The organism is Bacillus sp. B19-2, from assembly GCF_022832475.1.
Taxonomy (GTDB): domain Bacteria; phylum Bacillota; class Bacilli; order Bacillales; family Bacillaceae; genus Bacillus; species Bacillus paralicheniformis.
In genome coordinates, this window is record NZ_JALHKQ010000001.1 from 827,380 (window position 1) to 849,165 (window position 21,786).

21 protein-coding genes are annotated in these 21,786 nt (G+C 47.5%); all 21 read left to right on the forward strand.

Annotated features, from left to right (window positions below):
* Positions 1 to 10: 10 nt before the first annotated feature.
* Positions 11 to 487 carry a chemotaxis protein CheW gene (locus MST20_RS04305; protein WP_003181816.1) on the forward strand — a complete coding sequence of 159 codons (477 nt, stop codon included), beginning with the start codon at positions 11 to 13 and terminating at the stop codon, positions 485 to 487.
* 10 nt (positions 488 to 497) lie between these two features.
* The gene (locus MST20_RS04310) at positions 498 to 1,127 is read left to right on the forward strand and encodes a chemotaxis protein CheC (protein WP_003181818.1); all 630 of its coding nucleotides are present in this window, start codon (positions 498 to 500) and stop codon (positions 1,125 to 1,127) included.
* The gene (locus MST20_RS04315) at positions 1,124 to 1,630 is read left to right on the forward strand and encodes a chemotaxis protein CheD (RefSeq protein WP_003181820.1); all 507 of its coding nucleotides are present in this window, start codon (positions 1,124 to 1,126) and stop codon (positions 1,628 to 1,630) included. Before MST20_RS04310 ends, MST20_RS04315 begins: the two co-directional genes overlap by 4 nt.
* Before the next feature lie 22 nt (positions 1,631 to 1,652).
* Positions 1,653 to 2,417: a FliA/WhiG family RNA polymerase sigma factor gene (locus tag MST20_RS04320; protein WP_003181822.1), complete on the forward strand. Its 765-nt coding sequence runs from the start codon at positions 1,653 to 1,655 to the stop codon at positions 2,415 to 2,417.
* 94 nt (positions 2,418 to 2,511) lie between these two features.
* A complete protein-coding gene (locus MST20_RS04325; protein WP_243940317.1) occupies positions 2,512 to 3,024 on the forward strand; it encodes a DUF6115 domain-containing protein in 513 nt (170 codons plus the stop codon).
* 151 nt (positions 3,025 to 3,175) lie between these two features.
* Positions 3,176 to 3,916 (forward strand): 30S ribosomal protein S2, encoded by a 741-nt coding sequence (gene rpsB, locus MST20_RS04330; RefSeq protein ID WP_243940318.1) that lies wholly within the window; start codon positions 3,176 to 3,178, stop codon positions 3,914 to 3,916.
* Positions 3,917 to 4,016: 100 nt separating this feature from the next.
* Entirely contained in the window at positions 4,017 to 4,898 is an 882-nt protein-coding gene (gene tsf / locus MST20_RS04335; RefSeq protein WP_243940320.1) for a translation elongation factor Ts, read from the forward strand.
* A gap of 149 nt (positions 4,899 to 5,047) precedes the next feature.
* Positions 5,048 to 5,770, forward strand: coding sequence for a UMP kinase (pyrH, locus tag MST20_RS04340; protein ID WP_020451416.1), 723 nt, complete (start codon positions 5,048 to 5,050; stop codon positions 5,768 to 5,770).
* A 16-nt stretch (positions 5,771 to 5,786) separates the two neighbouring features.
* Positions 5,787 to 6,329 carry a ribosome recycling factor gene (frr, locus tag MST20_RS04345; protein ID WP_279599950.1) on the forward strand — a complete coding sequence of 181 codons (543 nt, stop codon included), beginning with the start codon at positions 5,787 to 5,789 and terminating at the stop codon, positions 6,327 to 6,329.
* Positions 6,330 to 6,458: 129 nt separating this feature from the next.
* On the forward strand, positions 6,459 to 7,241 hold the full coding sequence (locus MST20_RS04350; RefSeq protein WP_020451418.1) for an isoprenyl transferase: 783 nt from the start codon (positions 6,459 to 6,461) through the stop codon (positions 7,239 to 7,241).
* Positions 7,242 to 7,253: 12 nt separating this feature from the next.
* Complete coding sequence (locus MST20_RS04355) at positions 7,254 to 8,057, forward strand: phosphatidate cytidylyltransferase (protein ID WP_279599904.1); 804 nt, start codon at positions 7,254 to 7,256, stop codon at positions 8,055 to 8,057.
* Between the two features lie 46 nt (positions 8,058 to 8,103).
* Positions 8,104 to 9,255, forward strand: a complete 1,152-nt coding sequence (dxr, locus tag MST20_RS04360) for a 1-deoxy-D-xylulose-5-phosphate reductoisomerase (protein WP_243940324.1) — start codon at positions 8,104 to 8,106, stop codon at positions 9,253 to 9,255.
* Between the two features lie 6 nt (positions 9,256 to 9,261).
* Positions 9,262 to 10,527 carry an RIP metalloprotease RseP gene (rseP, locus tag MST20_RS04365; protein WP_095323561.1) on the forward strand — a complete coding sequence of 422 codons (1,266 nt, stop codon included), beginning with the start codon at positions 9,262 to 9,264 and terminating at the stop codon, positions 10,525 to 10,527.
* A gap of 108 nt (positions 10,528 to 10,635) precedes the next feature.
* The gene (locus MST20_RS04370) at positions 10,636 to 12,354 is read left to right on the forward strand and encodes a proline--tRNA ligase (RefSeq protein WP_243940326.1); all 1,719 of its coding nucleotides are present in this window, start codon (positions 10,636 to 10,638) and stop codon (positions 12,352 to 12,354) included.
* 87 nt (positions 12,355 to 12,441) lie between these two features.
* Positions 12,442 to 16,758 carry a PolC-type DNA polymerase III gene (locus MST20_RS04375; RefSeq protein WP_243940328.1) on the forward strand — a complete coding sequence of 1,439 codons (4,317 nt, stop codon included), beginning with the start codon at positions 12,442 to 12,444 and terminating at the stop codon, positions 16,756 to 16,758.
* Between the two features lie 358 nt (positions 16,759 to 17,116).
* On the forward strand, positions 17,117 to 17,590 hold the full coding sequence (rimP, locus tag MST20_RS04380) for a ribosome maturation factor RimP (RefSeq protein WP_023857195.1): 474 nt from the start codon (positions 17,117 to 17,119) through the stop codon (positions 17,588 to 17,590).
* Between the two features lie 31 nt (positions 17,591 to 17,621).
* On the forward strand, positions 17,622 to 18,740 hold the full coding sequence (nusA, locus tag MST20_RS04385; RefSeq protein ID WP_003181864.1) for a transcription termination factor NusA: 1,119 nt from the start codon (positions 17,622 to 17,624) through the stop codon (positions 18,738 to 18,740).
* Between the two features lie 13 nt (positions 18,741 to 18,753).
* Positions 18,754 to 19,029, forward strand: a complete 276-nt coding sequence (rnpM, locus tag MST20_RS04390) for an RNase P modulator RnpM (RefSeq protein ID WP_029327011.1) — start codon at positions 18,754 to 18,756, stop codon at positions 19,027 to 19,029.
* The gene (locus MST20_RS04395) at positions 19,030 to 19,332 is read left to right on the forward strand and encodes a YlxQ family RNA-binding protein (RefSeq protein WP_020451431.1); all 303 of its coding nucleotides are present in this window, start codon (positions 19,030 to 19,032) and stop codon (positions 19,330 to 19,332) included. It begins immediately after the preceding gene.
* Positions 19,333 to 19,351: 19 nt separating this feature from the next.
* Entirely contained in the window at positions 19,352 to 21,508 is a 2,157-nt protein-coding gene (infB, locus tag MST20_RS04400) for a translation initiation factor IF-2 (protein WP_243940330.1), read from the forward strand.
* Positions 21,505 to 21,783, forward strand: a complete 279-nt coding sequence (locus MST20_RS04405) for a DUF503 domain-containing protein (protein WP_020451433.1) — start codon at positions 21,505 to 21,507, stop codon at positions 21,781 to 21,783. The genes infB and MST20_RS04405 overlap by 4 nt, the downstream gene beginning before the upstream one ends.
* Positions 21,784 to 21,786 lie beyond the last annotated feature (3 nt).

The window sequence follows — 21,786 nt, forward strand, 5'->3', positions numbered from 1 at the left end:
AGCGATCCTCTTGACCACACAGACTACCACCGGTGAAAAAATGATTGTGTTCAAAGTAAATCATAAAGAGTATGCCATCTCTGTATCCGAAGTGATGTCCATTGAAAAATGGCAGCAGCCAACAAGGGTGCCGGGAGTGGAACCGTATATTTGCGGCGTCATTAATTTGAGAGGTGTTGTCACACCTGTCATCGATTTAAGAAAGCGGATTGAAGCGCCTGGAGATACGATTACAGATGAAACGAGAATCATCATCATCACCCATCAGGACATTGAAGTCGGCTGGGTGGTGGATGAAGCGAACGATGTCATCACCGTCGAGGAAGAGGAAATTGAATCGGCTCCCGAAACGGTAGGAAAAGACGGCAGGCAATGGATTAAAGGTATCGTCAAGCAAGGGTCCAGACTTCTCAATCTGATTGACTCTGAAGCTGTTTTAAACCGGAAGTCGAGCCTTGCCGCCGCTTCTGAAAATGTGAAGAAATAAGGAGCCTAAGATGAGCGTATTTAACGGAATTAGAGAAGAGCATCTTGATATATTGCGGGAAGTCGGGAATATCGGAGCGGGTCATTCCGCTTCGGCCCTGGCTCTATTGCTGAACAGGAAAATCGAAATGGAAGTGCCGTTTGTCAAGCTGATGTCGTTTGATGAGCTTGTCAACCTATTCGGCGGTGCAGACCTTCCTGTCGCAAGCATCTTTTTGCGCATGGAAGGGGATTTTCCCGGTTCTATGTTCGTGATCATGCCTTTTTCAGAGGCCGAGCAGCTGATCAGGGAGCTTGTCGGCAATCCGGAATTCGAGATTGACAGCATGACGCCGAACGATATCGGAGCCTCCGCCCTGCACGAACTCGGGAATATTATGGCGGGATCTTATTTGACCGCTCTCGCTGATTTGACAAACCGGCAAATGTACCCGAGCGTCCCTGAACTGACGCTTGATATGTTCGGAGCCGTCATCAGCGAAGGGCTGATTGAGCTCAGCCAAGTCGGAGACCAGGTTATCGTGATCGACAACTCTATTTTTGACGAGGAGCACAACCGGAAAGTAAAAGCGCATTTGTTCCTTCTGCCGGACTATGATTCTTTTGAAAAGCTTTTTCATGCATTGGGTGCAGCGCTATGAAAATCTTAGAAAAAGAAACATCGATTATCAGAGTGGGAATTGCCGATGTGAAAATAGTCCGCACTCCCGACAAGATCAGAACATCGGGTCTCGGTTCGTGCGTCGGACTCGTGCTCTATGATTTGGAAGCGAAGACGGCCGGTCTCGTCCACGTCATGCTTCCCGACTCTTCCTTATCCAAGACACCGGACATCAATGTAGCAAAGTACGCGGACACAGCTGTCGAAGCGACGGTTAAGATGCTGCTTGAAGCCGGATGCCGAAAATACGCTTTGAAAGCGAAAATGGCCGGAGGAGCCGAAATGTTTAAATTTAAGATGACAAATGATTTGATGAAAGTCGGGCCAAGAAATGTGCTTGCGATTAAAAAACATCTATCTCTCTTAAACATTCCGATTGTAAGCGAGGATACAGGCGGAAACAGCGGAAGAACGATCGAGTTCGATCCGCAGTCAGCTGAACTTGTCATCCGGACAGTTAAACAAGGTGTAACGACGATTTAATATGCAATATAGGGGGATAAAGATGCAATCCTTGAACTATGAAGATCAGATGCTTTGGTCGCGGTGGAAAGAATGGAAAGATCCTCAGGCAGGCGATGATTTAATCCGCCGCTATATGCCGCTTGTGACATATCATGTCGGCCGGATAGCCGTCGGCTTGCCCAAGTCCGTTCATAAAGACGATTTGGTCAGCCTTGGCATGCTGGGTTTGTATGACGCCCTTGAAAAATTTGATCCGGGAAGGGATTTGAAGTTTGATACATACGCTTCCTTCAGAATCAGAGGCGCTATTATCGACGGCCTTCGCAAAGAAGACTGGCTTCCGAGAACATCCCGTGAAAAAACGAAGAAAGTGGAAGCTGCGATCGAAAAGCTCGAACAGCGTTACTTAAGAAATGTTTCGCCGAGCGAAATCGCCGCTGAGCTGGGAATGAGCGAGCAAGACGTCGTGACCACAATCAATGAAGGTTTCTTTGCGAATCTCCTTTCAATTGATGAGAAGCTTCATGACCATGAAGACGGGGAGAACGTCCAAGTGATGATCAGGGACGACAAAACGAGCACGCCGGAAGAAAAAATGCTCAAAGACGAACTGATCTCCCAGCTTGCGGAAAAAATAAACGAGCTTTCAGAAAAAGAACAGCTCGTGATCAGCTTATTCTATAAAGAAGAGCTGACCCTGACGGAAATCGGCCAGGTTTTGAATTTGTCGACTTCCCGCATTTCACAGATTCACTCCAAGGCGCTTTTGAAACTGAAGCATCTGCTCGATAAAGTGGTACAATAACATGTAAGCTGCCGGCATGAAACCGGCAGCATTTTTTAAGCGACCGACAGGGAAGTCTTTTTTGATTAAATTTCATGGTTAGCGAGTGAAAAATATGTCAACAATATTATGGCTTGTGAGCTTTACGCTCCACGGTATATTGATTTATTTCGTCATCATTCTGAATGCGAGGCTCAGCGCTTTTAAGGCCGCGGAGAAAGAGCAAAAACAGCTTTTGGAAGAAACCGAGAATACATTGACCGCTTTTTTGATGGAGCTAAAAGACGAAAATGAAAAACTCGTTCGCGAGATTCGGGCGAATGCCGAAGAAGAGCCGCAAAGAGCGCAAACACAGCCTGACATTCCTGCTCAACCCCCCGCCCTTCCGGAAGCGGACGAATCGCGCGATCTGCCGCTTCACATCGAAGCGATGATCAATGAGGTGGAGCAGGAAGAAGATGAGCTCAATCAAAAGGAACAGGAAGCATCCGTATCCTATGAAGAAGAAGCTCTCGCATTATATGAAAAGGGGCTCTCTCCGGAGGAAATCGCAAGACAGCTGAAAAGCGGGAAAACAGAAATCGAGCTTTTCTTAAAATTTCGCGGAAAGCTGAAAAACGATTCTTGATTGTCGAGAAAGCTTATGTTATATTATTTCTTGGTGTTAAATACACACGCTTAACGATTTATGCAAGCGGTGCTGTGCGCTTCTCGTGCAGTCCTGCATAAAAATGACCTAAGCGGAGGAAAAAAACCATTATATTAGGAGGAAATAACACATGTCAGTCATTTCTATGAAGCAATTGCTTGAAGCCGGTGTTCACTTCGGCCACCAAACGCGCCGCTGGAACCCAAAAATGAAGCGTTACATCTTCACGGAGCGTAACGGAATCTACATCATCGATCTTCAAAAAACAGTCAAAAAAGTTGAAGAAGCATACAACTTCACGAAAAACCTTGCAGCTGACGGAGGAAAAATCCTTTTCGTCGGTACGAAAAAGCAAGCTCAAGACTCTGTTAAAGAAGAAGCGGAACGTTCTGGAATGTACTATGTCAACCAACGTTGGCTTGGCGGTACGTTAACAAACTTTGAAACGATCCAAAAGCGTATCAAACGCCTTAAAGATATCGAAAAAATGCAGGAAAACGGCACATTTGACGTACTTCCTAAAAAAGAAGTCGTTCAATTGAAAAAAGAATTAGAGCGTCTTGAAAAATTCCTCGGCGGAATCAAAGATATGAAAGAGCTTCCTGACGCACTGTTCATCATCGATCCTCGCAAAGAGCGCATCGCGGTTGCAGAAGCGCGCAAGCTGAACATTCCGATCATCGGAATCGTTGACACAAACTGTGATCCTGATGAAATCGATGTTGTCATCCCTGCGAACGATGACGCCATCCGCGCTGTTAAATTGCTGACTTCTAAAATGGCAGACGCCATCCTTGAAGCAAAACAAGGTGAAGAAGCAGCTGAAACAGAAGCGAAAGAAGCAGAAACAACTGAAACAACAACTGCTTAACCTGGTCAAAAGGTGATAAGGGGGTCTGCCTTTTATCACCTTTTTTTTCACCAGATCAACACTTACATATTTTGTTTGATATATAAGGAGGAAATCAAAAATGGCAATTACTGCACAAATGGTAAAAGAGCTTCGTGAAAAAACTGGCGCAGGCATGATGGACTGCAAGAAAGCGTTAACTGAAACTGACGGCAACATGGATAAAGCGATCGATCTTCTAAGAGAAAAAGGAATCGCGAAGGCTGCCAAAAAAGCTGACCGCATCGCGGCTGAAGGTTTGACTTTGATCAAAACCGACGGCAACACAGGCGTGATTATTGAAGTGAACTCCGAAACGGACTTCGTTGCGAAAAACGAAGGCTTCAAAGAGCTTTTGAACGACCTGGCTGACCACATTCTTGCTGAAAAGCCTGAAAGCGTTGAAGCTGCTATGGCTCAAAAAATGGCTAACGGTTCAACTGTAGAAGAATACATCACTAGCGCGGTTGCTAAAATCGGAGAAAAAATCACGCTTCGCCGCTTCGCTCTCCTGACAAAAGGCGATGACGCTGCATTCGGCGCATACTTGCACATGGGCGGGAAAATCGGCGTATTAACTGTCCTTAACGGCACAACTGACGAAGAGACAGCAAGAGACATCGCGATGCACGTTGCAGCTGTAAACCCTCGCTTCATTTCCCGCGACCAAGTGTCAGAAGAAGAAGCGAACCGCGAGCGCGAAATCTTGACTCAGCAGGCGCTTCAAGAAGGAAAGCCTGAAAACATCGTCGCAAAAATGGTTGAAGGCCGCCTGAACAAATATTTCGAAGAAATCTGCCTGCTTGATCAAGCATTCGTTAAAAACCCGGATGAAAAAGTGAAACAGGTTGTTGCTGCGAAAAATGCAACAGTTGAAACATTCGTCCGCTACGAAGTTGGAGAAGGTATCGAAAAACGCCAAGAAAACTTTGCTGAAGAAGTTATGAACCAAGTGAAAAAATAAGATTGAAAAGCCGCTTGCCTTAAAACACACGGCAGGATCTTTTCAAAGAAAATAGGGGACACAATTTGTGTCCCTATTTTTAAAACAGTTTACAAACCTTTTTTTCTCTTGCATAATAAATAACGGCAAGCATGCACTTGGAGGTTATTATGGAAAAACCAAAGTATAATCGTATCGTATTAAAGCTTAGCGGAGAAGCCCTTGCGGGTGAACAGGGAAACGGCATCAATCCGACCGTGATCCAGTCCATCGCCAAACAGGTGAAAGAAATCGCCGAGCTTGATGTTGAAGTGGCGGTCGTCGTCGGCGGCGGCAACCTGTGGCGCGGAAAAACGGGCAGCGATCTCGGAATGGACCGCGCAACAGCGGACTACATGGGAATGCTTGCAACGGTCATGAATTCCCTTGCGCTGCAAGACAGCCTTGAAACGCTCGGGATTCAATCAAGAGTTCAGACATCCATCGAAATGAGGCAGGTCGCTGAGCCATACATAAGAAGAAAAGCGATTCGCCATCTTGAAAAGAAGCGCGTCGTCATCTTCGCTGCCGGTACAGGCAATCCATACTTCTCAACGGATACGACAGCAGCGCTCAGAGCGGCTGAAATCGAAGCCGACGTCATCTTAATGGCTAAAAATAATGTCGACGGTGTATACAATGCCGATCCTCGAACTGACGAAACAGCCGTAAAATATGAAAAATTGTCTTATCTCGATGTGTTAAAAGACGGTTTGGCCGTCATGGATTCAACCGCTTCTTCACTTTGCATGGATAACGACATCCCGCTGATCGTCTTTTCTATTATGGAAGAAGGAAATATTAAAAAAGCCGTTTTAGGCGAACAAATCGGTACAATCGTAAGGGGGAAATAACGTGTCAACTCAAGTGATGAATGAAACAAAAGAACGGATGGAAAAAGCGATAGGCGCTTATCAGCGCGAATTGGCCACTGTACGTGCAGGACGTGCAAATCCGTCTTTGCTGGACAAAGTGACAGTTGAATACTACGGAGCGCAGACGCCTTTAAACCAGATCGCGTCCATTACGGTTCCGGAAGCGCGGATGCTCCTCATCACACCATATGACAAAACAGCGCTCGGCGATATTGAAAAAGCGATTCAAAAAGCCGACCTCGGCATCACTCCGTCAAATGACGGCAACATCATCCGGATCACGATCCCTGCTCTAACTGAAGAGCGCAGAAAAGAGCTTGCCAAGCTCGTGAAAAAATATTCGGAAGATGCCAAAGTCGCGGTCCGCAACATCCGCCGCGATGCGAATGACGATCTGAAAAAACTAGAGAAAAATGGTGAAATGACTGAGGATGAATTGCGCTCTTCAACGGAAGACGTACAAAAGCTGACAGATGAATATGTGTCAAAAATTGATGAGATCACAAAAGATAAAGAGAAAGAAATCATGGAAGTTTAATGAAAAACTCTGTACAATAGATAATAGTGAAAAGACCCTCTCATGTTTACAGGGGGTTTTTTTGTTAATACTGTTGTTATCTAGAACGATATAACAGGAAAGCAACCTTTTGGGTGATGGAGGACTCTCATGCTCAATATACTCAAAAATTGGAAGAACCAGCATTCAGCTGCTTCCAACATGGAATGTTACACAAAAGAAAATATTTTAAAAGGAGAAATTCCTGAACATATCGCCATTATTATGGACGGAAACGGCCGTTGGGCAAAGAAACGGGCGATGCCCCGCATCGCGGGTCATCACGAAGGCATGAAGGTGGTCAGACAGACGACAAAGCTTGCCAATGAGCTCGGTGTCAAAGCGTTGACGCTGTATGCCTTTTCGACGGAAAATTGGAAGCGTCCTAAGTTTGAGGTTGACTTTCTGATGAAGCTGCCTGAAGAGTTCCTGGGAACGTATCTCCCGGAGCTGGTCGAAGAAAATGTCCGGGTCCGCTTGACAGGCGATAGGGAAGGACTGCCGCCCCACACGATCCGCGCGGTTGAAAAAGCCATCCGTGATACGGAGAACAATGACGGACTTATTCTTAATTTTGCATTGAATTACGGGGGACGTGCAGAAATCGTCAGAGCCGCAAAGAGAATCGCCGAAGAAGCCAAAAAAGGCACATTGAATACCGAGGAAATCGATGAAAAGCTATTTTCCGACTATTTAATGACAGAAGCTTTGCAGGACCCTGATTTGCTGATTCGCACAAGCGGCGAGATCAGGCTGAGCAACTTCATGCTTTGGCAGCTTGCCTACAGCGAATTTTTATTTACCGATGTATTGTGGCCTGATTTTAAAGACGTTCACTTGCTTCAGGCTATCGGAGAATATCAGCGTCGCGGGAGAAGGTTTGGCGGAATTTAGAGGATGGTGCAGATGAAACAGAGAATATTGACGGGTGTGATCGCGGCAGCGGTTTTTCTGCCGCTCGTGATTTTTGGCAAGCTGCCGTTCACCCTGCTAGTTTATGCAATAGGTATACTCGCTCTATTTGAACTTTTAAGAATGAAAGGCCTGAAGCTCATCAGCGCTCCGGGTATCATCAGCCTGCTGCTTTTGGCGGTTTTGCTGTATCCAAGCCAGTATGCGGAAGCCGCGGGGCTGGGCATTACCAAAGGGGAGGTCGTCTTTTTGGCCGTCCTTTTGCTTTTGGCATACACGGTGCTCAGCAAAAACTCGTTTACTTTTGACGAAGCGGCATTCGTGGCGCTGGCAGCCATTTATATCGGATTCGGGTTTTATTACTTTATTGAAATCAGAAACATCGGACTCAGCTATGTCTTTTTTGCAATCGGCGTCGTCTGGTCAACGGATTCCGGCGCTTATTTTATCGGAAAGGCGTTTGGAAAGCGGAAGCTCTGGCCTGAAATCAGCCCTAACAAAACGGTTGAAGGCTTTTGGGGCGGAATTTTGACAGCGGTCGTTTTTTCCGCGATTTATCAGGCTGCCACAGGTTTTCCGCACGCTTATCTGTTTGTGCTGATCATTACCGTGCTTTTATCAATCGTCGGTCAGATCGGCGATTTGGCCGAGTCTGCGTTCAAAAGGCACTACAAAGTGAAAGACTCGGGCCGGATCCTTCCGGGACACGGCGGAATGCTGGACCGCTTTGACAGCTTTTTATTTGTCATGCCGGTTCTGTACTTCCTGCTTGTTCTTTTTCAGCCGTTCGGGCTATGATAGAAAAGGGTACTGATAGCTAGAAAGAAACAGAGGTGCGGCAATTTTGAAGAACATATGTCTATTGGGGGCGACAGGCTCCATAGGAGAACAGACGCTTGATGTGATCAAAGCGCATGACGATAAGTTTCAGCTGACCGCCATGTCTTTCGGAAAAAACGCCGAAAAAGCGGCAGAAATCATTGAAACATTTAAACCGAAGTATGTATCCGTAGGGGATGAGCATACATATGAAGCATTAAAACAGCATTCTTTTTCTTACACCTTTAAAACAGGGATCGGGGAGGAATCTTTAATCGAAGCGGCCGTTAGTCCGGAAGCGGATGTCGTCGTCAACGCTCTCGTCGGCAGCGTCGGCCTTCTGCCGACTTTAAAGGCGATGGAGCATAAAAAAACAGTCGCGCTTGCAAATAAGGAAACTCTCGTGACAGCCGGTCATATAGTGAAAGAACACGCCCAAACATACGATGTCCCGCTCTTGCCCGTCGACAGCGAGCATTCCGCGATTTTTCAGGCGCTCCAAGGGGAAAATCCGAAGCATATGAAACGGCTGATCGTCACGGCTTCAGGCGGCAGCTTCAGGGACAGAACAAGGCAGGAACTTGAAGGCGTCACAGTGGAAGAAGCCCTCAATCATCCAAATTGGTCGATGGGTGCAAAAATCACGATCGATTCGGCTACAATGATGAATAAAGGGCTCGAGGTCATTGAAGCGCACTGGCTGTTTGATGTGCCTTATGACCGGATCGATGTCCTCCTTCACAAAGAAAGCATCATTCATTCAATGGTGGAATTCCACGACCGAAGCGTCATCGCCCAGCTTGGCACACCTGATATGAGAGTGCCGATTCAATATGCGCTCAGCTATCCGGAACGCCTGCCGTTTGATGAAGCCAAATCACTCGAACTCTGGGAAGTCGGACAGCTGAATTTTGCCCAAGCTGATTTTGAAAGGTTCCGCTGCTTACAATTCGCTTATGAATCAGGTAAAATAGGCGGTACAATGCCGACTGTTTTAAACGCGGCCAACGAGGAAGCCGTTGCGGCATTTCTTTCAGGCAGGATTTCCTTTCTCGGGATTGAAGACATCATTGAAAAAGCTTTGGAAAGCCATCAGGTGATCGCAAAGCCGAGCCTTCAAGAGATCCGTGAAGTGGACAAAGACGCCAGAAAGTTTGTCCAAACATTACTCACATAAGGTGGTATGTTCGTGAATACTGTGATCGCGTTTATTCTTATTTTTGGAACGCTCGTATTTTTCCATGAGCTTGGTCATCTCATCCTTGCTCAAAGAGCCGGAATACTGTGCCGGGAGTTTGCTATCGGCTTCGGTCCGAAAATCTTTTCGTTTAAGAAAAATGAGACCGTTTATACGATCAGGCTTCTTCCGATCGGCGGCTTTGTCAGAATGGCCGGTGAAGATCCTGAGATGATTGAAGTGAAGCCCGGTTATACGGTCGGGCTGTTGTTCGACAGCGAAAACAAAGTCGAAAAGATCATTATCAACCAAAAAGAAAAATATCCTGACGCATTGGTCATCGAAGTGGAGCAGGCTGATCTGGAGCACCAGATGAGGATTACGGGCTATGAGCACGGCAATGAAGATCATCTCTCTTCCTTTTCTGTCAGTGAAACGTCCTTTTTCATCGTAGACGGGGAAGAAGTCCAGATCGCTCCTTACAACCGCCAATTCCATTCAAAAACGGTTTGGCAGCGTATAAAGGCGATTGCGGCCGGCCCGATCATGAACTTTATTTTGGCTTATGTCATTCTCGTCATGCTCGGCCTGATGCAGGGAGTGCCGTCTGACGAGCCGGTGCTCGGCAAGTTGATAGACAACGGACGGGCGGCGGAAGCGGGGCTCCAGGAAGGAGACCGCATTCAAACGATTAACGGCGAGAACATGAGATCGTGGACGGATATTGTCAACACGGTCAGGGAACACCCTGAAAAAGAACTGAAAATCGTTGTGATGCGTGACAACGTTAAGGTGACGAAATATGTAACACCTGAAGCTGTCAAGGCAGGGGATGAAACCGTCGGCAGATTCGGCGCTTACAACCCGGTGAAAACAGGAATCCTGACATCGATTTCCTACGGTGCGACCGAAACGGCGACAGTGGCGCAGAGCATCGTGACCAATCTCGGAAAGCTCGTCACGGGACAATTCTCAATCGACATGCTGGCCGGTCCTGTCGGCATTTATGACATGACAGACCAAGTGGCCAAGACAGGCGTTATCAACCTGCTGAAGCTGGCCGCATTTTTAAGCATCAACCTCGGGATCGTCAACCTTCTGCCAATCCCTGCGCTGGACGGCGGCAGACTGTTGTTCCTGTTTATTGAAGCGATCCGCGGAAAGCCGATCAACCGAGAGAAAGAAGCGTTTGTCGTCTTTGTCGGCGTCGCATTTTTGATGCTCTTAATGCTTGTCGTCACATGGAACGATATCCAGCGCTTATTTCTGTAAAACCAATCGCCTTTTTTAAGTGCAGCCAAGCCTTTTAAAAGGCTCTTTTTTAGGGACGCTGTTCCCGACTCAAAAAGTAACCAACTGAAACAAATGAGGTGCGAACGAATGAGACAGAGCAGGACTTTAATTCCTACGCTCCGCGAAGTGCCGGCTGATGCTGAAGCGAAAAGCCATCAGCTTCTTCTCAGAGCGGGGTTTATCAGACAAAACACAAGCGGTGTATACAGCTATATGCCTCTTGCCAATAAAGTCATTCATAAAATCCAGAGCATTGTCCGCGAAGAAATGGAGAAAATCAATGCCGTCGAAATGCTGATGCCGGCGCTCCAGCAGGCGGAAACTTGGCAGGAATCGGGAAGATGGTACACGTACGGTCCTGAGCTCATGAGGCTGAAAGACCGCCACGGCCGCGAATTTGCCCTTGGCGCGACACACGAAGAGGTCATCACAAGCATCGTCAGAGATGAAGTGAAATCGTACAAGCGCCTTCCGCTGACCCTTTACCAGATCCAATCTAAATTCCGCGATGAAAAGCGCCCGCGCTTCGGTCTGTTGAGAGGCCGCGAATTCATCATGAAGGATGCGTATTCCTTCCATTCTTCCGCCGAAAGCCTTGATGAAACGTACAATGATATGTACCAAGCGTATACGAATGTGTTTACGCGCTGCGGCTTGAATTTCAGACCGGTCATTGCAGATTCAGGCGCGATGGGCGGTAAGGATACCCATGAATTTATGGCATTGTCTGATGTCGGTGAAGATACAATTGCGTACTCTGATCAGTCTTCATACGCTGCCAACATCGAAATGGCTGAAGTAAAGGAAGCCGCTGCTGGCGAGCAGGCTGAAATGAAAGAGCTCCAGGAAGTCCACACACCTTCGGTCAAAACGATCGAAGAAGTTGCCGCATTTCTTGGCATATCCCCGTCAGACTGCATGAAATCAATGCTCATGAAAGCAGACGGACGTTTTGTCCTCGTGTTGACGAGAGGGGATCATGAAGTCAACGATATTAAGGTGAAGAACCTGCTCCAAGCAGAAACGATCGAATTCGCAAGCGCCGAAGAGGTTGCTGAGATAACGGGTACTGAGCCCGGCTTTGTCGGACCGGTGGGGCTCGACCGTGAAATCGAAATCTTTGCAGACTTTGCTGTGAAGGCGATGGCAAACGCAGCGGCAGGAGCGAATAAAACAGATTACCATTATCAAAACGTCAATATCAGCCGGGATGCGCACAATGTGACATTCGCCGATCTCCGCTTTATCCAGGAAGGAGACCCTTCACCGGATGGAAACGGAACGATCCGTTTTGCAAAAGGAATCGAAGTCGGACAAGTTTTTAAACTCGGCACCCGCTATTCTGAAGCGATGGACGCAACATACCTTGACGAAAACGGACGCGCTCAGCCGATGCTGATGGGCTGCTATGGAATCGGGATTTCCCGGACGCTTTCGGCCATCGTTGAGCAGCATCATGACGATAAAGGCTTGATCTGGCCGCTGGAAGTGACGCCGTATGACCTGCACATCCTCGCGCTTAACATGAAAAATGACGCGCAGGTTCAGCTTGCCGAAAAGCTGTATGAAGATTTTAAAGCGAACGGCTATGACGTACTGTTTGATGACCGTGCTGAACGGGCCGGCGTTAAATTTGCAGATTCCGATTTGATCGGTCTGCCGATTCGCGTCACGGTCGGAAAAAGAGCTGATGAAGGCGTTGTCGAAGTGAAGATCCGCAAAACCGGAGAATCCTTTGAAGTCGCCGCTGAAGAGCTTTTGGACTTTGTCGAAAAACAAGTCAAGAGCTTATCTTCTCACGCTTAAACATGTTAAACTAGAGTAAAGGAAGGTACCTCGGGAATCGTCCCAAGGTACCTTCAATTATGACTTTCTTTTAGGGAGGAATCTGTCTTGGAAGACCAGCTTTCTGTCAACAGAAGACAGTTTCAAATTCTTCTGCAGCAGCTGAATGTAACGGAAGATACGATGATCCGCCATCTTGAAGGCGGACAAATCATAAAGCTGACCGTTCATAAAAACAAGAAGACATGGCACTTTCACTTTAAATTGAAAAATGTCCTGCCTTATCAAATCTTCGAACGGTTTCACACCCAGCTGACCCGCACCTTTTCCCATATCGCTCAGGTCACCTGTTCCATCGAGGCGGAAAACCCTTCGATTGACGAGCAGCTTGTTCAAGATTACTGGACGCGCTGCATCCAGGAACTCGACGGTATTTCCCCGCCGATTTTGACGCTTTTGAACGACCAAAAGCCCAAGCTTATGGGGAACAAAATCCTGCTTAAAACGAAAACAGATACAGAAGCATCCGCTTTAAAAAAGAAATACAGCTCGCTCATCCAGTCTAGCTACTGCACATTCGGTTTTCCTGAGCTTCAGCTCGATACAGAAATCTTTGTGTCAGATCAAGAGATTCAGAAATTCAGAGAACAAAAAATGGCCGAAGATCAAGAGAGAGCCCTTCAGGCTTTAATCGAAATGGAAAAGCAGGATAAGGAAGCCCAAGACGATGAAGCGCCGTCAGGCCCTCTTCAAATCGGCTACCAGATTAAAGACTCTGAAGAGATCAGAACGCTTGACAGCATCATGGATGAAGAGCGGAGAATTACGGTGCAAGGCTATGTATTCGACGCTGAAACAAGAGAGCTGAAAAGCGGCAGAACGCTTTGTATCTTTAAAATAACCGACTATACAAATAGCATTCTCATCAAAATGTTCGCGCGTGAAAAAGAGGACGCTGTTTTGATGAAGTCCCTGAAAAAAGGGATGTGGGTAAAGGCGAGAGGCAGCATTCAAAACGATACGTTCGTCCGCGATTTGGTGATGATCGCCAACGATGTCAATGAAATCAAAGCGAAAACCCGTGAAGATACAGCACCGGAGGACGAAAAACGTGTCGAGCTCCACCTCCATTCACCGATGAGCCAGATGGATGCCGTATCAAGCATCGGCAAGCTTGTCGAACAGGCGAAAAAATGGGGGCATCCGGCTATCGCGCTCACTGACCACGCTGTTGTCCAATCGTTTCCTGATGCATTCGCGGCGAGCAAAAAGCATGGCGTGAAAATGATCTACGGACTTGAAGCCAACCTCGTCGACGACGGCGTGCCGATTGCCTACAATCCTGTGCACCGTCTGCTTGAAGAGGAGACATATGTCGTGTTCGACGTCGAGACGACGGGGCTGTCGGCCGTCTATGATACGATCATCGAGCTGGCCGCCGTAAAAGTAAAAGGCGGGGAGATCATCGAACGCTTTGAAAGGTTTGCCAACCCGCATCGCCCTTTATCGGCTACGATCATCGAGCTGACGGGGATTACCGATGATATGCTGAAAGATGCGCCTGAAGCCGAAGAGGTCATCCGAGATTTTAAAGAATGGATCGGAGATCACACGCTTGTCGCTCACAATGCAAGCTTTGACATCGGCTTTATCAATGTCGCCTACAAGCGTCTGCTGAATTCGGAGAAAGTGCAGAACCCGGTCATTGACACACTTGAGCTGGGCCGTTTTCTTTATCCGGAATTCAAAAACCACAGGCTGAATACGCTTTGTAAAAAGTTTGACATCGAGCTTACCCAGCACCACAGGGCGATTTATGATACCGAAGCGACAGGCTATCTCCTTGTGAAGATGCTGAAAGACGCGGCCGAAAAAAATATTCTGTACCACGATCAGCTGAATGAAAATATGGGACAGTCCAATGCCTATCAGCGTTCAAGGCCATATCACGCGACCCTTTTGGCGGTCAACGAAACAGGCTTGAAAAACCTTTTCAAACTCGTTTCGCTTTCACATATCCATTATTTTTACAGGGTGCCGAGGATCCCAAGATCACAGCTTGAAAAATACAGAGAAGGCCTTTTAATCGGTTCGGCGTGCGACAAAGGCGAAGTATTCGAAGGCATGATGCAGAAATCGCCGGAAGAAGTCGAAGACATCGCTTCATTTTATGACTATCTTGAAGTCATGCCGCCTGAAGTCTACCGGCACTTGCTCCAGCTTGAACTCGTCAGGGATGAAAAAGCGTTAAAAGAAATCATCGCCAACATCACAAAGCTCGGCGAGAAGCTGAATATTCCGGTAGTGGCAACAGGGAATGTTCATTACCTGAACCCTGAGGATAAAATTTACCGGAAGATTCTGGTGTCCTCACAAGGCGGCGCAAATCCGCTCAACAGGCACGAGCTGCCGAACGTTCATTTCCGTTCGACGGATGAAATGCTTGAGGCCTTTTCATTTTTGGGTGAGGAAAAAGCGAAAGAAATCGTGGTCAAGAACACCCGCTTGATCAGCGAGCGAATTGAAGAAATCAAGCCGATCAAAGACGATCTTTACACACCGAAGATCGAAGGCGCAGATGACGAAATCCGCCGCATGAGCTATGAGAAAGCAAAAAGCATTTACGGCGACGACCTTCCGGAAATCGTCGAAAAGCGGATCGAAAAAGAGCTGAAAAGTATTATCGGCCATGGATTCGCCGTCATCTATCTGATCTCTCATAAGCTTGTAAAACGCTCCCTTGATGACGGCTATCTCGTCGGTTCAAGGGGATCGGTCGGTTCTTCTCTTGTCGCAACATTGACGGAAATTACCGAGGTCAACCCGCTGCCGCCGCATTACGTCTGTCCGGATTGCCGCCATTCCGAGTTTTTCAACGACGGATCGGTCGGTTCGGGGTTTGATTTGCCTGACAAAGACTGTCCGAAGTGCGGAGCGGCCTACAGAAAAGACGGCCACGACATTCCGTTTGAGACGTTTCTGGGGTTTAAAGGGGACAAGGTCCCTGATATCGACTTGAACTTCTCAGGCGAATACCAGCCGCACGCCCACAACTATACGAAAGTCCTGTTCGGAGAGGATAACGTCTACCGTGCGGGAACGATCGGCACAGTCGCCGAAAAAACGGCTTACGGGTATGTCAAAGGGTATGCTAACGACAACAATTTGCATATGCGCGGGGCGGAAATCGACCGCCTTGTCCAAGGCTGTACAGGCGTCAAGCGAACGACAGGACAGCACCCGGGCGGAATCATCGTTGTGCCTGATTATATGGATATTTACGACTTTTCACCAATCCAGTTTCCGGCGGATGCCACCGATTCCGAATGGAAGACGACGCACTTTGACTTCCATTCCATCCATGACAACCTGCTGAAGCTGGATATTCTCGGGCACGATGATCCGACGGTCATCCGTATGCTCCAGGATCTGAGCGGGATTGATCCGAAGACGATTCCGACCGATGATCCCGAAGTGATGAAAATTTTCCAAGGGACAGAATCTTTAGGGGTAACCGAGGAGCAGATCGGCTGTAAAACCGGAACGCTTGGCATCCCTGAATTCGGAACCCGCTTTGTCAGACAGATGCTCGAAGACACCAAGCCGACGACATTTTCCGAGCTCGTTCAGATTTCCGGCCTGTCACACGGCACGGACGTATGGCTCGGCAACGCGCAGGAGCTGATTCACAACAATATTTGTGAACTGAGCGAAGTAATCGGCTGCCGTGATGACATTATGGTGTACTTAATCTACCAGGGGCTTGAGCCATCCCTCGCCTTTAAGATTATGGAATTTGTCCGTAAAGGTAAGGGACTGACACCTGAGTGGGAAGAAGAAATGAAGAATAATAATGTTCCGGACTGGTATATCGATTCCTGTAAAAAAATCAAATACATGTTCCCGAAAGCCCACGCTGCGGCATATGTATTGATGGCGGTCAGAATCGCTTATTTTAAAGTCCATCATCCGCTGCTCTACTACGCAGCATACTTTACGGTGCGGGCCGACGACTTTGACATCGAAACGATGATCAAAGGGTCGACAGCGATCAGAGCCGTCATGGATGACATCAACTCTAAAGGCCTTGACGCTTCTCCGAAAGAGAAAAGTTTGCTCACGGTGCTTGAGCTGGCGCTTGAAATGTGCGAAAGGGGCTTCTCTTTCCAAAAAGTCGACTTATACAGATCGAGCGCTTCCGAATTCATCATTGACGGAAACAGCTTGATTCCGCCGTTTAATTCAATACCGGGGCTTGGAACAAACGCCGCTTTGAATATTGTCAAAGCGAGGGGAGAAGGCGAATTTCTTTCCAAAGAAGATTTGCAAAAAAGAGGCAAGGTGTCAAAAACGATCATGGAATACTTGGAGCGCCACGGCTGTCTCGAGTCGCTTCCAGATCAGAACCAGCTGTCATTATTCTAATTCTAATGCTGCCTGCTCAAGCAGGCAGCTGATTTTGGCAGGAATCATCGCCGGCATTCGAATTGTATACCTGATGCTCATACAAAAAACCGGATGACGAAATATCAACCGGGTCTCAGCCAGGTCTGCAAAAAGCTTGAATAACGCTGTCATGATTTGCAATAAAAATATGGTTATGGTATAGTTTTATTGGAAATGCTAACGATAGCCGAGGCGAAGAGTGGGGAAACCCGCTCTTTTGTATTGAACAGGCAATTTTGTCTCGACATGTTCATCGTTTTTTCTAAAATCCCCTGCTTTTGAAGCAGGGTTTTTACGAGGGAACCGATGAATGGGAGCCTGCACAAGGAGGAAAAGTATGAGTAACAAAGTGATCGATACCGTCAGCGAAATGGTCCAGCCTATACTAGACAATCTTCAGCTTGAGCTCGTTGACATCGAATTTGTCAAGGAAGGTCCGAGCTGGTTTCTTCGCGTGTTTATTGATTCAGATGACGGCGTGGACATCGAGGAATGTGCCAAGGTTAGCGAAGCTCTTAGTGAAAAGCTCGACGAGGCTGATCCGATCAAGCAAAACTATTTTCTTGAAGTATCGTCACCTGGAGCTGAGAGGCCTTTAAAGAAAGAAGCCGATTTCATGAAAGCGCTCGGAAAAAACGTATATATTAAAACGTACGAACCTATTGAAGGCAATAAAGAGTTTGAAGGCGAGCTTTCCGCATTTGACGGTGAAAACGTGGAAGTCGCGGTGATGATCAAAACGCGCCGGAAAACGATCAATATTCCATATGATAAAGTAGCCAAAGCAAGGCTGGCTGTTTCGTTCAATTAATTTTTGACTGTTTAAGGGGGAAACCATAAACATGAGTAGTGAGTTGTTAGATGCCCTGACTGTTCTTGAAAAAGAAAAGGGAATCAGTAAGGACATTATTATTGAAGCAATTGAAGCTGCGCTCATTTCCGCTTATAAGCGGAACTTCAACCAGGCGCAGAACGTCAGGGTAGATTTAAATCGCGACACCGGTTCAATCCGCGTTTTCGCCCGCAAAGATGTCGTGGATGAAGTGTATGATCCTCGCCTTGAAATCTCGATTGAAGATGCCGTAAACATCAATCCGAACTACATTGTCGGAGATGTCGTGGAAATCGAAGTGACGCCAAAAGATTTCGGCCGCATCGCTGCCCAGACGGCAAAGCAGGTCGTGACCCAGCGCGTCCGTGAAGCGGAGCGCGGCGTCATCTATTCCGAATTCATCGATCGTGAAGAAGATATCATGACAGGCATCGTTCAGCGGATCGACAATAAGTTCATCTATGTTTCTTTAGGAAAAATCGAGGCGCTTCTGCCGGTTGCAGAACAGATGCCGAATGAAGTCTACAAGCCTCATGACCGGATCAAAGTGTTCATTACAAAAGTCGAAAAAACGACGAAGGGTCCGCAGATTTACGTTTCAAGAACTCATCCAGGTTTATTAAAACGGCTCTTTGAAATCGAAGTCCCGGAAATTTACGATGGAACGGTCGAGCTCAAATCCGTGGCGCGAGAAGCGGGAGACCGCTCGAAGATTTCCGTCCGCACGGATAATCCCGACATCGATCCCGTCGGCGCCTGCGTCGGACCGAAGGGTCAGCGTGTTCAGGCGATCGTCAATGAATTGAAAGGCGAGAAAATTGACATTGTTCACTGGTCAAACGATCCGGTTGAATTCGTCGCCAATGCGCTGAGCCCTTCAAAAGTGCTCGACGTCATCGTCAATGAAGAGGATAAGGCGACAACGGTTGTCGTTCCTGACTACCAGCTGTCGCTCGCCATCGGAAAAAGAGGTCAAAACGCCCGCCTGGCAGCCAAGCTGACAAGCTGGAAGATCGATATTAAAAGCGAAACAGATGCAAGAGAGCTTGGAATTTATCCAAGGGAGCTTGAAGAAGAGGAGCCGGAAGAGCTTTTCTTGGAAAGCGAAACTCCAGAATCGGATGAATAAGAGGTGACCTTTGGTGAAAAGCCGAAAGAAGATCCCGCTTAGAAAATGCGTCGTAACAGGGGAAATGAAGCCTAAAAAGGAGCTCATCCGCGTCGTCCGTTCGAAGGAAGGGGAAGTTTCCGTAGACCCGACCGGTAAGAAGAACGGCCGGGGAGCCTACCTTACACTTGATAAAGACGTCATTTTAACTGCAAAAAAGAAAAACAGCTTAGCAAATCAGCTTCAAGCACAGATTGATGATCAGATTTTTGATGAACTGCTGGAACTGGCGGAAAAGGAGAACAGATAAATGTCGGAATCAGAATGGTTTTCCTTGCTGGGTCTGGCGAATCGAGCTCGAAAGGTCGTGTCCGGAGAAGACCTGGTTGTGAAAGAAATCAGGCATTCGCGCGCAAAGCTTGTTTTGCTTGCAGACGACGCATCGGCTAACACGGAGAAAAAAGTAACCGACAAATGCAGGCACTACGATGTACCGGTGAAAAAAGTCGGAGATCGTATGCTTTTGGGCCGTTCAATCGGCAAAGAATCCCGTGTGGTTGTTGCTGTCACTGATCAAGGTTTTGCGAATACGTTGCTCCGAAAGCTCGATTAATTTTTTTGGGGGTGAACGAATGGCTAAAATGAGAGTTTATGAATATGCAAAAGCCATAAATGTTTCAAGTAAGGATATTATCGCGGCATTGAAAGATATGAATATCGAAGTCAATAACCATATGGCGATGATCGAGGAAAATGCGATCAAACAACTCGATCAAAAATTCAAGAAGGGCGCTAAACCTGCGGGAAATAAAAAGGATGCCGGTACAGGCGGACAAAAGCCGCAGCAAGAAGCCGCAAAACAGAATGCCGGAAGTAAGCCAAACAAAAATCGAGACGGAAAGAAGAATAACGTGCAGAATACTCAATTTAACAATAAAAACAAGAAGAAAAACAACAACAACAATAACAAAAAGAACAAGCGCGGTAAAAATCATCAATCTCCGCATGAGAAGCAGTTCAAGCCGAAAAAAGAACTGCCTGAAAAAATCGAATTTACCAACTCAATGTCGGTCGGGCAGCTTGCTGAAGAGCTCGGAAAAGAACCGTCAGAAATCATTAAAAAATTGATGCTTCTCGGCACTATGGCAACGATCAACCAAGATCTTGACAAAGATACCGTTGAGCTGATCGCTTCAGAATACGGCGTCGAAGTCGAAGAAGTGATCGTCCTTGAAGAAACCGAGTTCGAAAAATACGAAGAGCCGGATCAAGAAGAAGACCTCGAAATCCGTCCTCCTGTCGTAACGATCATGGGTCACGTCGACCACGGAAAAACAACGCTTCTCGACAGCATCAGAAAAACGAAGGTCGTCGAAGGCGAAGCCGGAGGCATCACACAGCACATTGGCGCTTATCAGATCGAGGAAAACGGCAAAAAAATCACCTTCCTTGACACTCCGGGCCACGCCGCATTCACAACGATGCGCGCACGCGGTGCGGAAGTTACGGATATTACGATTCTCGTCGTAGCTGCAGATGACGGGGTCATGCCGCAGACGGTCGAAGCGATCAACCATGCGAAAGCGGCTGAAGTGCCGATCATCGTCGCTGTCAACAAAATCGACAAACCGACGGCAAACCCTGACCGGGTGATGCAGGAGCTGACAGAGCACGGTCTTGTTCCTGAAGCATGGGGAGGCGAGACGATTTTCGTTCCTCTTTCAGCACTGTCAGGAGAGGGGATCGATGAGCTGATCGAAATGATCCTGCTCGTCAGCGAGGTCGAGGAGCTCAAAGCGAATCCGAACCGCAGAGCAAAAGGAACTGTCATCGAAGCCGAGCTTGATAAAGGAAAAGGTTCTGTCGCAACACTGCTCGTTCAAAACGGAACGCTTCACGTCGGAGATCCGATCGTCGTCGGGAACACATTCGGACGCGTTCGCGCGATGGTCAATGATGTCGGCAGACGCGTTAAATCAGCGGGGCCGTCAACACCTGTTGAAATCACCGGGTTGAACGAAGTTCCGAACGCAGGGGATCAGTTCCTTGTGTTCAAAGACGAAAAAACAGCCCGTTCAGTCGGCGAAGCGCGCGCTTCCAAACAGCTTGAAGAACAGCGCAGCGATAAAGCGAAGCTCAGCCTTGATGACTTGTTTGAACAGATTAAACAAGGCGATGTCAAAGACATTAATCTCGTTGTCAAAGCTGATGTGCAAGGCTCTGCTGAAGCTCTCGTTGCAGCGCTGCAAAAAATAGAAGTCGAAGGCGTCAGAGTCAAAATCATCCACACAGGCGTAGGTGCGATTACCGAATCAGACATTATTTTAGCTTCTGCATCAAATGCAATCGTGATCGGGTTTAATGTCAGACCTGACGGAAATGCTAAGAGTACCGCCGAAGCCGAAAATGTGGATATCCGCCTTCACCGCATCATTTATAAAGTCATCGATGAGATCGAAGCAGCCATGAAAGGCATGCTTGATCCTGAGTATGAAGAAAAAGTGATCGGCATGGTTGAAGTCCGTCAAACATTCAAAGTCTCTAAAATCGGAACGATTGCCGGAGGCTATGTAACGGAAGGTACGATCACGCGTGACAGCGGAATCCGCTTGATCCGCGACGGCGTCGTCATCTATGAAGGTGAAGTCGATGTGCTGAAACGCTTTAAAGATGATGTAAAAGAAGTTTCACAAGGATATGAATGTGGTATCACCATTAAGAAATACAACGACATACGCGAAGGCGATATGATCGAAGCGTATGTTATGCAAGAAATTGAAAGAAAGTGATCGGTTTCGTTGAATGCGAATGCATCATTTACGATGCATCATCACTCAAGGAAAAACGGGCGGTGCTGAAGCGGGTGATCACAAGAATCCGCGCAAAGTTCAACGTTTCTGTTTCAGAAATTGACTACCAGGACACGTGGCAGCGCACAAGCTTTGGTATCGCCGCCGTTTCTTCCTCTCGCGTGCAAACGGAAAAAGAGCTGCAACGGGTTCTGAGCTTTATCGACTCTTTTCCGGAAATTGAACGGACGATCACGAGAACAGAGTGGTTTTAACGT